Origin of the sequence: Parafrankia irregularis (assembly GCF_001536285.1) — a bacterium.
GTDB classification, from domain to species: Bacteria; Actinomycetota; Actinomycetes; order Frankiales; family Frankiaceae; genus Parafrankia; species Parafrankia irregularis.
This window is the reverse complement of the sequence record NZ_FAOZ01000024.1, coordinates 88,291-101,753: the sequence shown is the minus strand read 5'-3', so window position 1 is coordinate 101,753 and position 13,463 is coordinate 88,291. Positions and strand designations below refer to the sequence as shown.

The 13,463-nt window shown below is 71.0% G+C and carries 17 protein-coding genes; 9 read left to right on the top strand and 8 right to left on the bottom strand.

Going from position 1 to position 13,463, the window contains the following annotated elements; all coding sequences use genetic code 11:
- Positions 1–86: 86 nt before the first annotated feature.
- Together AWX74_RS27815 and AWX74_RS27810 are read right to left on the bottom strand one after the other, a co-directional pair.
- Positions 87–941, bottom strand: a complete 855-nt coding sequence (locus AWX74_RS27815; RefSeq protein ID WP_091283021.1) for an alpha/beta hydrolase-fold protein — start codon at positions 939–941, stop codon at positions 87–89.
- A complete protein-coding gene (locus AWX74_RS27810) occupies positions 938–2,200 on the bottom strand; it encodes a helix-turn-helix transcriptional regulator (protein WP_226932419.1) in 1,263 nt (420 codons plus the stop codon). The genes AWX74_RS27815 and AWX74_RS27810 overlap by 4 nt, the downstream gene beginning before the upstream one ends.
- On the opposite strand from AWX74_RS27810, the gene AWX74_RS27805 reads away from it, so the two are divergent.
- Together AWX74_RS27805 and AWX74_RS27800 are read left to right on the top strand one after the other, a co-directional pair.
- On the top strand, positions 2,199–2,774 hold the full coding sequence (locus AWX74_RS27805) for a DinB family protein (protein ID WP_226931110.1): 576 nt from the start codon (positions 2,199–2,201) through the stop codon (positions 2,772–2,774). The two genes, AWX74_RS27810 and AWX74_RS27805, sit on opposite strands and share 2 nt — an antisense overlap.
- Before the next feature lie 154 nt (positions 2,775–2,928).
- Complete coding sequence (locus AWX74_RS27800) at positions 2,929–4,155, top strand: FAD-dependent monooxygenase (RefSeq protein ID WP_207550429.1); 1,227 nt, start codon at positions 2,929–2,931, stop codon at positions 4,153–4,155.
- 55 nt (positions 4,156–4,210) lie between these two features.
- On the opposite strand, the gene AWX74_RS27795 is transcribed toward AWX74_RS27800, so the two are convergent.
- The gene (locus tag AWX74_RS27795) at positions 4,211–5,323 is read right to left on the bottom strand and encodes a questin oxidase family protein (RefSeq protein WP_091283017.1); all 1,113 of its coding nucleotides are present in this window, start codon (positions 5,321–5,323) and stop codon (positions 4,211–4,213) included.
- 186 nt (positions 5,324–5,509) lie between these two features.
- Here AWX74_RS27795 and AWX74_RS42150 point away from each other — a divergent pair, with 186 nt between their 5' ends.
- The 3 genes from AWX74_RS42150 (at position 5,510) to AWX74_RS27780 (ending at position 6,680) form a co-directional block, all read left to right on the top strand.
- Positions 5,510–5,935 carry a MarR family winged helix-turn-helix transcriptional regulator gene (locus AWX74_RS42150; RefSeq protein WP_091283015.1) on the top strand — a complete coding sequence of 142 codons (426 nt, stop codon included), beginning with the start codon at positions 5,510–5,512 and terminating at the stop codon, positions 5,933–5,935.
- 77 nt (positions 5,936–6,012) lie between these two features.
- Entirely contained in the window at positions 6,013–6,282 is a 270-nt protein-coding gene (locus AWX74_RS27785; RefSeq protein WP_091283013.1) for a hypothetical protein, read from the top strand.
- Positions 6,273–6,680 (top strand): type II toxin-antitoxin system VapC family toxin, encoded by a 408-nt coding sequence (locus AWX74_RS27780; protein ID WP_207550428.1) that lies wholly within the window; start codon positions 6,273–6,275, stop codon positions 6,678–6,680. Before AWX74_RS27785 ends, AWX74_RS27780 begins: the two co-directional genes overlap by 10 nt.
- 21 nt (positions 6,681–6,701) lie before the next feature.
- Here the strand turns inward: AWX74_RS27780 and AWX74_RS27775 are convergent, their stop codons facing one another.
- Positions 6,702–7,277 (bottom strand): GNAT family N-acetyltransferase, encoded by a 576-nt coding sequence (locus tag AWX74_RS27775; RefSeq protein ID WP_091283011.1) that lies wholly within the window; start codon positions 7,275–7,277, stop codon positions 6,702–6,704.
- 135 nt (positions 7,278–7,412) lie between these two features.
- Positions 7,413–8,297, bottom strand: coding sequence for an NAD(P)-dependent oxidoreductase (locus AWX74_RS27770; RefSeq protein WP_091283009.1), 885 nt, complete (start codon positions 8,295–8,297; stop codon positions 7,413–7,415).
- A 62-nt stretch (positions 8,298–8,359) separates the two neighbouring features.
- On the opposite strand from AWX74_RS27770, the gene AWX74_RS27765 reads away from it, so the two are divergent.
- Complete coding sequence (locus tag AWX74_RS27765; RefSeq protein ID WP_091283007.1) at positions 8,360–8,767, top strand: MerR family transcriptional regulator; 408 nt, start codon at positions 8,360–8,362, stop codon at positions 8,765–8,767.
- A 4-nt stretch (positions 8,768–8,771) separates the two neighbouring features.
- Here AWX74_RS27765 and AWX74_RS27760 read toward each other — a convergent pair whose 3' ends face one another.
- Together AWX74_RS27760 and AWX74_RS27755 are read right to left on the bottom strand one after the other, a co-directional pair.
- Positions 8,772–9,407, bottom strand: coding sequence for a Rossmann-fold NAD(P)-binding domain-containing protein (locus tag AWX74_RS27760; RefSeq protein WP_226931112.1), 636 nt, complete (start codon positions 9,405–9,407; stop codon positions 8,772–8,774).
- A 72-nt stretch (positions 9,408–9,479) separates the two neighbouring features.
- A complete protein-coding gene (locus tag AWX74_RS27755; protein ID WP_091283005.1) occupies positions 9,480–10,145 on the bottom strand; it encodes a DUF4097 family beta strand repeat-containing protein in 666 nt (221 codons plus the stop codon).
- A gap of 177 nt (positions 10,146–10,322) precedes the next feature.
- On the opposite strand from AWX74_RS27755, the gene AWX74_RS27750 reads away from it, so the two are divergent.
- Positions 10,323–11,096, top strand: a complete 774-nt coding sequence (locus tag AWX74_RS27750; protein ID WP_226931113.1) for a MarR family transcriptional regulator — start codon at positions 10,323–10,325, stop codon at positions 11,094–11,096.
- A gap of 16 nt (positions 11,097–11,112) precedes the next feature.
- On the opposite strand, the gene AWX74_RS27745 is transcribed toward AWX74_RS27750, so the two are convergent.
- The gene (locus AWX74_RS27745) at positions 11,113–11,499 is read right to left on the bottom strand and encodes a winged helix-turn-helix transcriptional regulator (RefSeq protein ID WP_198955501.1); all 387 of its coding nucleotides are present in this window, start codon (positions 11,497–11,499) and stop codon (positions 11,113–11,115) included.
- Between the two features lie 95 nt (positions 11,500–11,594).
- Here AWX74_RS27745 and AWX74_RS27740 point away from each other — a divergent pair, with 95 nt between their 5' ends.
- Both AWX74_RS27740 and AWX74_RS27735 read left to right on the top strand, forming a co-directional pair.
- On the top strand, positions 11,595–11,957 hold the full coding sequence (locus tag AWX74_RS27740; protein WP_091283003.1) for a DoxX family protein: 363 nt from the start codon (positions 11,595–11,597) through the stop codon (positions 11,955–11,957).
- Positions 11,958–12,122: 165 nt separating this feature from the next.
- Positions 12,123–13,448: an MFS transporter gene (locus AWX74_RS27735; RefSeq protein ID WP_091283001.1), complete on the top strand. Its 1,326-nt coding sequence runs from the start codon at positions 12,123–12,125 to the stop codon at positions 13,446–13,448.
- Positions 13,449–13,463: the final 15 nt, after the last annotated feature.

Below are 13,463 nucleotides of genomic sequence, written 5' to 3'. Positions count from 1 at the left end.
TGCCGTGCAGGCGCGCCACGAGGTGCAAAGCCATGTCGATGCCCGCGCTGACACCAGCCGAGGTGACGATGTCGCCGTCGTCCCCCTCATCCCGCCCTGCTGAGGTGCGTCTGGAACCACTCGGTGGCCATACGGTCGACGACCCTGGCGAGCGGAGTCTGCGGCGCCGGTTCCAGGCCCGGGCGTTCGGCGAGGGGATGCTCCAGACCGGCGACTGTGCTCAGCCTGACCCGGTCGGCATCCGGATACGCGGCCTGGAGCGCCACCACCATATCGAGGGCGTCGGCACGGCTTGCCGGGTAGTCGAGTTCACCGCTGACCACGAGCACGGCTGGCTGTGGTTTCCGGCCGCTGATGAGCGCTGCGTGTGTCACGAAGTCAAGGTGCGCGGCAGCCTCCTGCTCCTGTTCGTGCCAGAAGCAGGATGTGCCGGTCGACGAGGTGAAGACGTCCACTGCGGTCCGAGCCCGGACTGCGGGATTTATCAGCACCACTGCCGAGACCTGGACCGGCAGACGGGCGAGAATGTTCAACGCGACGGTGCCGCCGAGTGAGCCGCCCACGACACCGATCGGCCCGCCGCACAGCGGGAGCTGCGCACGCAACGCGTCGAGCGCCGCCGGAAACTCGTCGGTGGCCTGCCGGACCACCGGGTCGACATATCCCAGCATCGGGTCGGCCACCGCCGCCTCATAGGCTCCGTCCACCGGGCGCCGGCCCACCAGCGGCATTCCGAAATGCACCCGCCAGGCGGGCACATCCGTCAGCGGAAGTGCCGCGGCGAACGCGGCGTCCGAGCGTGGCGCGTCCATCATGTGCCAGGTCACCAGCAACGGAGCCGGTTCGTCGGCGCCTCCGGCCGGAGGCAGTGCCGTGAACGGCACGTCAGCCGCCCAGCCGGTGACAATCGCGCCGTCCTTCGTGCTGTCCTTCCCAGTCATGGAGGCGAACCTAGGTTGTCGGCGAGGCCATCGGGAGCAGCCTCTGCCGGCAGCAGAGGCTGTCTGCTGGCAGCAGAGCCTCTCGCAGCGGAGCCTCTGGCAGCGGAGCTTCCCGTCGGGCCGATCCGCCCGGGCGTCGACGCCCCGCCGCGCTGCCCGGCGGCGGCGCGGGCGTAGCGGCGGGCCAACATGGCGAAGGCGTCCGCGAGCTCGGGCGGCCCGAGGACCTCGATGTCAGCGTCGAACCGGCCGACGGTGGCGGCCAGGCTGGGCCATGACCAGGAGCCGGCGACGAGCCGGCAGCGGTCCGGGCCGAGCTCCTCGACGATCCCGTCCTGGGAGAACCGGGACACGAAGGCGGCGGGCAGCTCGATGATCATCTCCCCGCGGCATGGCCAGCGGTCCGGGCCGGCGGAGCCCTGGAAACGCTGGGCGACGAAGGCGGCCACGTCCCCGCCGGGCAGCTCGCGGGGTGTGAACCGCGGGCCGGCCGGGGGACGCGGAGTGATCCGGTCGGCGCGGAAGGTGCGCCAGTCGTCGCGGTCCAGGTCCCAGGCGACGAGGTACCAGCGTCCGCCCCAGGTGACGAGGTGATGGGGCTGCACCCGACGCGGCGGGGGGACGTCGGCGGGCGCGGACCGCGACGGGACGGCGTAGTCGAAGCGCAGCTCCTCCCGGGCGTGGACGGCGGCCCCGAGCGTCACCAGAACGGCCGGCTCGACCCGCGGGTTGGACGGTCCGCCGCGGCGTTCGACCGCGGTGACCCGCAGCGCGTCGACCTGATGGCGCAGCCGCGCCGGCAGGACCTGCCGGACGGTGCTCAGCGCGCGGGCCGCCGCCTCCCCGATACCGGCGCCGGACGTGACAGCGAGCTGGAGCGCGACGGCCAGGGCGACGGCCTGCTCGTCGTCGAACAGCAGCGGCGGCAGCTCCGCCCCGGCATCGAGCCGGTATCCGCCGTCGGGGCCCTTGGTGGCCCGGATCGGATAGCCCAGTTCACGGAGGCGGTCGACGTCGCGGCGAACCGTGCGCGGGCTGACCTCGAGCCGCGCGGCGAGCAGTGCCCCCGGCCAGTCCCGGCGTGCCTGCAGCAGCGAGAGCAGGGCGAGCAGGCGCGCTGACGTCGTCGGCATGTCCATGAGATTGCCCGAAGAAGAGGCCAGAACCTGACCGCTTCCCGGACGACCGTGGTGGTCACAGCCGACAACGGCAACGACCTGGAAGGGGCCGATCACGATGACGTCCACGACGACGACCATGACCACGACCACGCACTCCGTAGCCCTCGACGCGGAGCGGGCCGACCTGCTCGCCGAGCTCGCCGTGGCCCGAGCCAGCCTGATCAACACCACCCGCGGCCTCAGTGACGAGCAGGCCGGCGAACGCCCGACGGCCAGCGCCCTGTGCCTGGGCGGGCTGATCAAGCATGTCACCTCCGGCGAGGAAGGCTGGATGCGGTTCGTCCTCGAGGGGCCCTCGGCGATGGACTACGCGCTCCCCGACGGCGTCACCTGGGAGGAGTTCATGACCGGCACCGCGCGGGAGTATCCAGCCTGGGCCGTCGAGCGCCAGAACGTTTTCCAGATGCAGCCGGGTGACACGATCGCCGGGATCGTCGCCCGCTACCGCGAGGTCGCCGCCCGGACCGACGAGATCGTCGCGGCCATCCCCGACCTGTCGGCGACGCAGCCGCTGCCGGAGGCACCCTGGCACGAGCCGGGTGGCCGGCACAGCGTCCGCCGGGTACTGATCCACATCATCGCCGAGACCACCCAGCACGCCGGCCACGCCGACATCCTCCGCGAAACGATCGACGGCCAGACCACGACCTGACAGCGCGGCCCGCCTCCTGCAACGGCCGACGACCGCTGACCGCTGACCGTCGACCGACAGCCGACGGCCGACGGCCGACGACGGGCCGGGGTCAGGACGGCAGGTCGCGTAGCCAGGGGGCGAGGGCAACTTCGGTGGCGGCGCGGATGGCCGCGTGCAGGGCGGCAGGGTCGTCGCGGTGCTCGGAGCCGTCGAGCACCACCGCCAGCGCGCCGGCGATGGCGCCGACGAACGCCCCGGTCAGCGCGGGCCGACCCTCGCCTACTGGCTGGCCCGGCAGGGGTTCCGGCCGACCGTCGTCGAGCGATCCGAAGGGCTGCGCTCCAGCGGCAGCCCGGTCGACATACGCGGGCCCGCGCTGCCCGTGGTCGACGCGATGGGCCTGCGGCCGTCCCTGCGCGCAGCCGCGACCGAGACCACGGCGCTGCGGCTGCTGGCGGCCTCAGGCCGCCCGATCACCCGGGTCGCCATGCCCAGCAACAGCGCAGCCGGCCGCGGCGAGATCGAGATTCCGCGTAACGAGCTCGCCGCCGTCCTCGTCGCGGCCGCCCGGGAGGAGGCGGAGTTCCTCTTCGACGACACGATCACCGCCCTGGCGCAGGACGAGCACGGCGTCGACGTCACCTTCGCGCGGGCCGCCCCGCGCCGCTTCGATCTGGTCATCGGCGCGGACGGCCTGCACTCCACCGTGCGGCATCTCGTGTTCGGCCCGGAAGACGAGTTCGTCCGGCACGCCGGCCTCTACGTCGCGACCATGCCGCTCGGCGCACCGGCTGACGACTCGCGGGAGGTGCTGATCCACAACACCCCGGGGCGGCTGGTCTCCATCCACCCGAACCGGGGACGCGCCCTGGTCGCCTTCATCTTCCGCGGGCCGGCCCGCGCCGACTTCGACCACCGCGACGTCCACCAGCACCGGCGGCTGGTCACCGAGGCCTACGCGGGCGTCGGCTGGCGCGTTCCGCAGCTGCTCGGCCGGCTTCAGGAGACCGAAGACCTGTACTTCGACTCCGTGAGCCAGGTCCGTCTACCGACCTGGTCCCACGGCCGCGTCGCGCTGCTCGGCGACGCCGCCTCCTGCCTGTCCCTCCTCGGCGACGGCTCCAGCCTGGCCATAGCCGGCGCGCACACACTGGCCAGCGAACTCGCCGCCAGCCCGGCGGACCACACCGCCGCGCTACGCCGCTACCAGAATGCGCACAGCGCCCTGGTCGAGCCGAGACAACGCCGCCTGAGGCTTTCCGCCGCCCTGCTCGCCCCGAGGACACGGGCCGGGATCACCGCCCGCAACCTCGCCGCACGGCTGTCACCCACACCGCGGCCGACGCCCCAGAACGGCCAGCGGGACGCATCCGTCGCCCAGCAGGGCGTCGCACCCTGAGGGTGGCGGCCGTCGCGCCATCGGTCAGGACACGTAGACGTACACGCGTACCTCGTCAGATCGTGGCACGCGCCGGGTATCGGGCTATCCGGTCGCGGACGACCGTCGCGGCCGCCAGGTAGCGCGGATCGGGCCGCAGCGCATGTTCACGCAGGCAGGCCTCGGTGAACTTCAGCACGTGCTCGTCGCCGTGCTCGACGGCCTGGTGGATCAGCTCCTCGTGCCCGGGAACGTCGACGGCCCACGCCCGCGCGTGAGCCTCGCCTTCCCCGCGGTCGTCACCGGTGAACACCATCAGCAGCGCGGCCTCGGTCTGCCACATGGTGGCGACGGAAGGCTCGTGCAGCTCAGCCGGCAGGTACGGCAGGACGAGCCGCATGGCCGCCGGGGCGGTGACGGCGTGGATCAGGGGCACCGGCGACAGGTCGGTGTGGACCAGGCACAGGCCCGCGAACTGGGCGGTCAGGTCGCTGAGCAGCGCCTGGGCCTGCTCGGCGCGCAGCGCGGTGAGGGCATCGTGGTAGCCGGGCTGCCCGTCGAGCCGGCGCAGGCGCCCCTGTAGGAGCTCGCCCGCCGAAAGGCCCGGTTCGATCGGCGCCCGGGGCACCGTGGCCACGGCCGCGGCCACGGCGAGGCGTCCGTCGAACCGGGGGCTGCCGGGCAGCGGGGTGAAGCGTGCGGCCCAGTAGGCGAGCCCGCGGGCCAGTTCGGTCAGCTGCTGCGGGCCCGGCACGCCCTCGGCGGCGGCAACGCCCCGGACGGCGTGCGCGGTGCGGATGAGCCCGTGGGTCAGCCGGGACAGCAGGCCGGGCAGCAGCCGTGGCCACCAGCGGACCAGCACGTCCCGCCAGGGCTCCTGGGCCAGCTCCCGTTCGAACAGGTACTCCCAGTCCCCGGCCCGGTCGATGGCGCCGAGCGCGGGCCGCCAGGAGGACTCGTCGGTCGGATCCAGGTCATCGCGGCGCGCGGACCGCTCGTGGTGGGGCAGGAGGTCGCGGTAGGCGCGTACCCAGCCCGGGATCGCGGCCCCGTGGCCGAGGACGGCCAGTACCTCGGCCCCCATCGGCCCGTGGTTGGCCAGATCGGCCTTGCCGGCACGCTCGTAGCCGAGATCGTCGAGGCGGTCGAGGGCGTCTGCCATCACGTCGCCATAACTCACCGAAACCATGTCTTCACGTCCTCACGCGGACGACTCCGCCTGAAGGCGTCGCCCTGCCGTTATGTCGCATCGCCAAATGGTTCGGATATCCAAAGCTTCTACCATCGTAACGTGCGACCCGACCGAAGAGCCCCTGACGGCACGCAGGTGCCGGCGGCAGATCAGCCGCGGCCGTGGACGGCGCAGGAGCGAGACGTGCTCCTGCATGTGCCGCTGCTGGCGGCCTACTTCCAGCGCGCCCGCGGGGAGATGCCGCCACAGCTGCGGCGCACCTTCGACACGCACCGGCTGACCGCGCGGCACGGCGCGGTCCTGCCCCAGCTGGTCGGCGGCCAGCAGTTCAGCGTCACCGAGCTGGCTGCCCGGCTGGGCGTGTCGCTGTCCACCGCGAGTGAGCTCGTCGGCAGCCTGGGAGAGGCCGGCCTGGTCGAGCGCGCGGAGGACCCGGCCAACCGGCGCCGCACGCTGGTCTCGCTACGGGAGGAATACCGACCTGCGGTCGAGGCCTTCCTCGCAACCCGCTCGGCGCCGCTGCTGCGCGCCCTGGCCACGCTGTCCGAGGAGGAACGGGCGGGCTTCCGCGCCGGCCTCGCCGCCTGGAGCAGGGAGGCCCAGCCCTGACAGGGCGCCAGGCGAGGGGCCATCATGATCGTCATTTCAGCGTCACCGAGACGTGATTTTGACGTTAGAATGACGTCATGAACGAGGCTGAGGAGATCACCACCAACCTCACCATCCGGGCACTGCCAGCTCGTGTACGTGTCACTCTGACCGCACGGGCCAAAGCGCGCCGGCAGTCTCTGAACGCCTACCTGCTCGACGTACTCAGCCGCGAGGCCACCACCCCGACCATGGACGAGGTGCTCGCCGACATCGACAGCGCTCGTGTCTCCACAGGGCTCACCACGGACGACGCGGTCGCCGCTGTCCGTACGGTCCGCGATACGGAAGAGGCACGGTGGGACTGATCGTCGTTGACGCGTCCGTGATCGTCGATCTGCTCGCCGGGGACGACAGCCCTCGACGCAAGGCCGCGAGAGATCGTCTGACCGGCGGCGATGCCTCCTACGCCCCGGCCCACCTGGACATCGAGGTCATCTCGGCGCTCCGCGGCCTGGCCAGGCGCACGAGCCGTCTCGCCGAGCACGCCCCGAATCTCATCGCCAGCCTGATCCGGCTACCGATCCGTCGCGAACCGCTCAGCGGGCCGACCGCCCAACGCGTCTGGGAACTTCGACAGAACATGACCGCTTACGACGCCGGCTATGTCGCACTGGCTGAACAGATCGATGCCGTCCTTCTCACCTGCGACGCCAAGTACGCCGCCGCGGCTGGCCCCCGCTGCGCCATCGAACTGATCACATAGGCCGTCATCCTTCGGTCGCGCTCAGGTGACGCGGTGACGCCCGACATCCACGGGCCCCGACGCAACAGACCAGACGTCGACCCGCCTGCCGATGGCGGGATTGTCGATCCGCCGTGCTACCCGCATTCCAAGCTTGGTGGCAACCCGCTGCGAACGAACGTTCTCCGGATGGATGATCGAGATCATCTCCGACAGTCCGAGGCGCCGGAACGCATCGTCACGGGCTGCCACAGCGGCCTCGGTGGCGAGCCCCCGCCCCCACGCCGACCGCTTCAGCCGCCAGCCCAGCTCGGGGTCCGGGCCCGCCTCCGCCAGAAAGGGCGGGACGTGCGCCAGGCCGGCGAAACCCAGGAACTCCCCGAGACGGTCGGGCTCGCGTGACTCCAGTACCCACGGCCCGTATCCGTGCTCCTCCCAGTGCCAGCACATCTGGCCGTAGAACGCGGCCCCGGCGGCGCCGTCAACGGGGCGGTTGAGGTGCCGTGCGACCTCGGGATCCTGGTTGATCTCCGCCATGGCCGCCTCGTCGGCCGGCTGCCACTGCCGCAGGAGCAGCCGCTCGGTCGTCAGCGAGTCGATGTGCTTCCCCTGTGTCACATCGCGACTATTGCACTCCGCTCGACCGCACTCCGCTCGACCGGCGCACCCGGACGGTCAGGAAGGCGGGCTGAAGGTGGTAGCCGCAGGGGCCACCACCTTCCCGACGGCCGACGCGGTTGCGTTGCCTCGCGGTCAGTCGCCGCGCTGCCTGCTGAACTCCTCGATCAGCACGGGATACTGCTCCTTGCCGTGCCCGGCGGCGATCGAGCGGTCGGCCATCGCCTTGATCAGCCTGGGTAGTTCGGCGTTGACCCCCACCGCCTCGCTCTCCTCGACCAGATGTGCCATCGCCCGCGCGTCGGTCTCCAGGGCCGACGCCTCGGCCGGGAAGGCGCCCGCGTCGATCTGCTCGGCGTGTCCGGGCAGCCATTCGGCCACACCGGCGGCGATCTGCCGCGCGAACGGCGCGAAGGTCGCCGCGTCGACACCGGCGGTCCTGACCAGGGCGGTGCCCAGGAGCCAGGCGTTCAGGACGCTCCACATCATGGCCAGACCAGCCACGTCGTACAGGGACGCCAGCCCGTGGTCAGGGCCGAGGTAGGTGACCGTGCCGAGGGCACCGAGTGTCGGCGCGTGTGCGTCGAAGTCCGACCGCGACCCGCTGTGCAGGATCACCGCCTCGACGGTGCCGATCGCCGCGGGCAGGGCCATGATGGCGCCGTCCAGGTAACGCGCGCCGCGCTGCTCAGCCCACTCGGCGGCCGCCCTGGCCTGGGCCGAAGTGCCCGAGGTGAGGTTGATCAGCGTCACTCCACCCAGCTCGGCGCCGTCCGCGTCGAGCAGTTCACGCACGGCGTGGTAGTCGGTGATGCAGATGATCGCCAGGGGGCCCGCCGCGAGCGCGTCGCCGATGGTGGGCGCCAGCCGCGCCCCGCCGGCCACCAGCCGGTCGGCCTTCGAGGCCGTGCGGTTCCAGACGGTCGTGGGATGACCGGCCTTCAGGAAGGCTCCGGCGAGCGCCTGGCCCATCAGTCCAAGGCCGATCACTGTCACGGGTGTGTCGGTGTTGTCACTCATGGCAGCATCGTCAACGTTGATACCGGCCTGAAGGTCAAGCACGAGTCGAGTAGCGAGGTTCGATGCGGATCGGGGAACTGAGTCGTCGGACGGGCGTCAACGCCCATCAGCTGCGCTACTACGAAGCCCAGGGCCTGTTGGAGGCAGGCCGCCGCGCGAACGGCTACCGCGAATACGACGAGGACGCCGTGCTGCGGGTCAGCCAGATCCGGCACCTGCTCGATGCCGGCCTTTCGTCCGACGACATCGCCTACCTGCTGCCCTGTGCCGTCGGCGAGGCCCCGGAGCTGCCAGGATGTCCCGAGCTGCTCGACGCGATGCGGTCGCGGCTGCGGCGCCTGAACGATCAGATGGACAGGCTCGCCCGGTCCCGGGCCGCACTCGTCAACTACATCGATGCGGCCGAGCGCACGGGCAGCGAGGGCTATCCGGCCTTCGCCGACGCCTGCCAGGTACCTGCCCCGGCGTAGTCGGTCAGCCGTTCTGGAAGTCGTGCCGGTGGGCTTCGAGCCAGGAGCGCAGCGTCCGCGCGGGGTGACCGGTGATCCGCTCGACCGTGTTGTTGACGGGGGCGGTCTGGCCGATGGTCGCCGCGGCCACATCGAGCAGGCTTTCCAGAACTGGACGGGGAATCCGACCCTGGTCGAGATCCAGCGCCTGCTCCCGGGTCACGTCGTCGACGGTGACGTCGGCGCCGAGCACGTCGCCGATGAGCGCGACGGCGTCACGCATGCGCATCGACTGCGGCCCGCTGAGGATCTGCATCCGGGAGCGGAAGGTCTCGTGGGTGAGCAGATGGGCGGCGACCTCGGCGATGTCGTCGGGATGGATCGGCGTGACGGGAGCGTCCGCGAACGCGATGGCGACCCGTCCGCCGGCCCGGATCTGACCCGCCCAGTCGCGGCGGGTGTTGGTCGCAAGCCAGCTCGGGTACAGCACCGTGTGCGCGAGACCCGAGTCGGGCACAGCCCGCTCGACCGCGCGGTGGATCTGGCCGATGGGCCGGTCGAACTCCCCGACCTCGTAGGCCGCCGGCGAGGACAGCAGCACCGCGTAGCGCACGCCGGCGTCCACGGCCGCCGCGACGAAGGCGTCGACGGTACCGATCACCGGGTGGAGGAAGAACCGCCGACTGCGCCGCCTGCTCGTCCGCTCGCTCGTCCGCCGTCGGAGGACAGGCCTTCAGAGGCTGTGGGCGGCGATGTCGCCCTGGGCGGTGGTCGCGTGGATGCTCAGGTCGGGCACGCCAGCGGTGTTCTGGAGCGCGTTGCGGATCCGGCCGAGGGTGGTACCGGCGTCCAGGCAGGCTGAAACGCCACGGGCAGCGCCGACCGACACGTCGCCGGCCTGCGTGCGCAGAACGACCGTGCCGCGCCTGGCCTCCGTGACCCGGATGTCGCCCTTTCCGGTGCTGATCTCGGCGGGGCCGCCCAGGCGACCGATCGAGACGTCGCCGGCGGCGGTGGCGACCCGGATGCTCGCGACCTCGTCAATCCTGATCGCGCCGTGCGAGCCGTCGAACGCGACGTCGCCGAGCCGTCCGACGCCCCGGAACTCCGCGCTGGCCGCCTTCGCCTCGACGCGGGAACCGGCGGGCAGCTGGATCGTCACCTCGACCGAGCCGGGGCTTGCAAGGGCATGCTTCCTCGCGGAGGACACGATCCTCAGGACGCCGTCGGCGTATTCGACCTCGGTCTGTTCCGCCGCCCTGACGTCGCGGCCCTTCGAGGCGTCGGCGGGCCGGACCTCGACCGTGGTGTCGGCCCGGTCGGCGGCGATGAGCTGCAGGCGCCCTGCGGGGACGTCGAGGACGGCTGAGATCGGGGCGGGGGTGTCGAAGCTCTGCATCGCGCTCTCCTACTGCAGGTCTTTTCTGACAATCGGAAAGCTACGTTGCGTTCGAAAAACCTGCAACCAGTTCGTTGCGCCGAAACGTGTATCTGTGCAGGTCACAGCACTGAAACCGTTGCAACAAGAATCGAATTAATGCAACGTCGATCTCACGATCGTTGCAATGAGATGAGGATGAACGCTACCCTGAAGGCCTCGACGAGCGGGCCGGAGGTCACGATGCCGGGAGGCAGGCTCACCCTGCAGGAACGCCAGCAGATCGCGCTGGGGCTGACCGAAAGCCTCGCCTACGCGGAGATCGGCCGGCGCCTCGACCGTCCGACCTCGACGATCACACGGGAGGTGATGCGCAACGGCGGCCCCACCGCCTACCGCGCCGACCTCGCCCATCGCGCCACCGAACGCCGCGCCCACCACCGCCGGCAGGCCGCTCCCCCAGCGCCGCGAGCGCTCCCGCCGGCGCACGGGCGCGACGCCGAGGCCGTGCGCGAGTACGAGGAGATGTTCACGGCCCTGCTCATGCAGTCCGGCCTGCCCAGAATGACGTCCCGGGTGCTGACCTGCCTCCTGACCACCGACGCCGCCAGTCTCACCGCGTCCGAGCTCGTCCGGCGCCTCCAGGTCAGCCCGGCGTCCATCTCCAAGGCGATCACGTTCCTCGAAGGCCAGAACCTCGTCCGCCGGGAACGCGACGAACGCCGCCGCGAGCGCTACGCCGTCGACGACGAGCTCTGGTACCAGTCGGCGATCACCAGCGCACGGTCCAACGCCCAGCTCGCTGAGACAGCACGCCGGGGTGTCGGCGTCCTCGGCCCCGACACCCCGGCCGCCGCCCGCCTCGAGAACATCGCCCGCTTCCTCGACTTCGTCGGCGAGAGCATCGTCCGCGCCGCCGAGCAGGCCCGCGCGGTGCTCACCTCGAAGGCCGAAACAACCTCAGGATTCTGACCTTGCCCGAACGCGGTCAGGTCTGGCGGCTGTCGTACTGCCGCTGGCTGCGCCCGATGTCCGGGTCGTGCTCGACGGCCCACTCCGCCAGCGCCACAGCCGGCTCGATCAGTGTGCGGCCCATCGGGGTGAGCTCGTACTCCACCCGTGGTGGGACCTCCGGATAACTGGTGCGGGAAACGAGGCCATCACGCTCCAGATTACGCAGCGTCAAAGACAGCATCCGCTGCGAGATTCCGGGCACCCGCTGCTGCAGGTGAGTGAATCGCATGCGCTGCTCGTGGAGCGTCGCAATGACCAGGAGCGCCCACTTGTCGCCGATCCGATCGAGGATCCGACGGATGGCGCGGCCACCGTCCGCGCGGATGAGGCAGACCTTCTCGTAGCGCGACACGACTGCCATCCCTGTTAGTTGCTAACACCGATGTTCCTTTTGTAGCGGTCTCCATAGTCACCCATCATGGGGTCGGTTACAAACCATAACCATCGGGAGCCACCGTGAAGATCGCGTACTGGATCATCGCCGCGCCGCTGTGCGTCTTCTACCTGTACGCGGGAGGAAAGAAGCTGCTGCAGAGCAAGCAGCAGCTCGCGCCGATGATGGGCTGGGTCGACGCGACCCCGATGTGGCTGGTGCGCGGCATCGGCGTTGTCGAGGTCCTCGGCGCCGCCGGTCTCGTGCTGCCACCGGCAACCGGCATCGCGACCGTGCTCGCGCTGGCCGCCGCGATCGGCCTCGTCGTTCTGCAGGGCCTGGCCGCAGGCCTGCATCTCTCGCGCGGCGAGGCCGGTGACACCGCCCTCAACGGCACGCTGATCGTCCTGGCCGCCATCACGGTCTGGCTCGCCACGGCGTGGTGACCAGCCATACCGAGCACGCGCCGGGGCCATCGAGGTGGCGATCAGCAGGCTGAGCGCCCGGCGATCCTTCCGGATCCCGATCGCATCGTGTTCCTCGAAAAATCGGTCGCGCCCAACGGCACGCGCCAGCTACATTGCGCCGATGCCAGGTCGGGGCGAGGCGAAGTGACAGACGCAGGCGCCGCCACACGACAACCACGGCAGCCGGGCCAGGCCACCTTCGACACCGGCCAGGAAAACAACGGAGTATCGCGACTGCTGGGCACGAACCGCCCGCTGCGTGGATTGTTCGCGGCACGGTGCGTCTGCGGTACCGGTGATTCCCTGAGCCTGGTCGCGCTGATGCTCCATGTCGCGGACACGGCCGGGCAGGGGCTGGCGATCGCACTGCTCCTGCTCGCCGGGGACTTCGCGCCATCCCTGCTCGGCACGTTCACGGGCGCCATCAGCGACCGTTTCGACCGCAGACGCGTCATGATTCTCTGCGAGATCGGCCAGGCGCTCATCATGCTCGTGATCGCGCTGTGGCTGCCCGCACTGCCGATCCTGCTGGCGCTGGTCGCGGCGCGCGCGATCATCGGGCAGGTGTTCATGCCCGCCTCCCGAGCAGCGGTTCCCGCGTTGGTGGCCGACCGGGACCTCCCGGTCGCGAACTCCGCGATCGGGTTCGGCACCAACGCCGCGGAGGTCGCCGGCCCGCTGATCGCCGCGGCCTTGGTGCCACTGGTCAGCACACGCGGCCTTCTCCTGGTCGATGCCGTCACCTTCCTGCTGTCCGCGCTGTTTCTGCTGCGTCTCCAGCCCCTCCCAGCGCGACCGGTGAACGGCGACGGGCCAGACGGGCCGCCAGGCCAGGCCCTTCCGGGAATCAGCTGCCTGCTGGCCAACCGGGCCCTACTCATGATCTTCGTTGGCTTCATTGCGACGGTCGCCTTCAACGGCATCGACGACGTCGCGTTGGTCCTGTTCGCGAAGGAGACACTGGGCACCGGCGACTGGGCGGTGGGCCTGCTGCTCGCCGCGGTCGGGATCGGGTTGGTCGTGGGCTACGCCCTCCTCGCGCGGGCAGGCGGACAGGGTTCGATGCCGCTGCTGCTCGTCGGCGGATTCTTCGTCAGCAGCGCCGGCAACCTCCTCACCGGCCTCGCCTGGGCGGTCGGCGCGGCCTTCACCGTTCAGGCGGTACGCGGCCTGGGTATCGCGGCGATGGACGTCGCCGCCAACACCCTGCTCCAGCGCCTCGTCCCGGCCAGCCTGCTCGGACGGGCCTTCGGAAGCTTCTACGGTGCCGTCGGGGTCGCCGCCGCGACGTCATACCTCGCCGGCGGCCTCCTGCTCGACGCGACCAGCCCACGGACGACCTTTCTGCTGGCCGGCGGCGGCGGGATGCTGACAGCCCTGCTGGTCGCGCTCGGGCTGTCGACCACATTGCGAGACCTGCCCACCACCGCCGCCGGCACCGGTCAGCAACGGCCGGACGGACCCCCGTGAGGACCCCGGACGGCC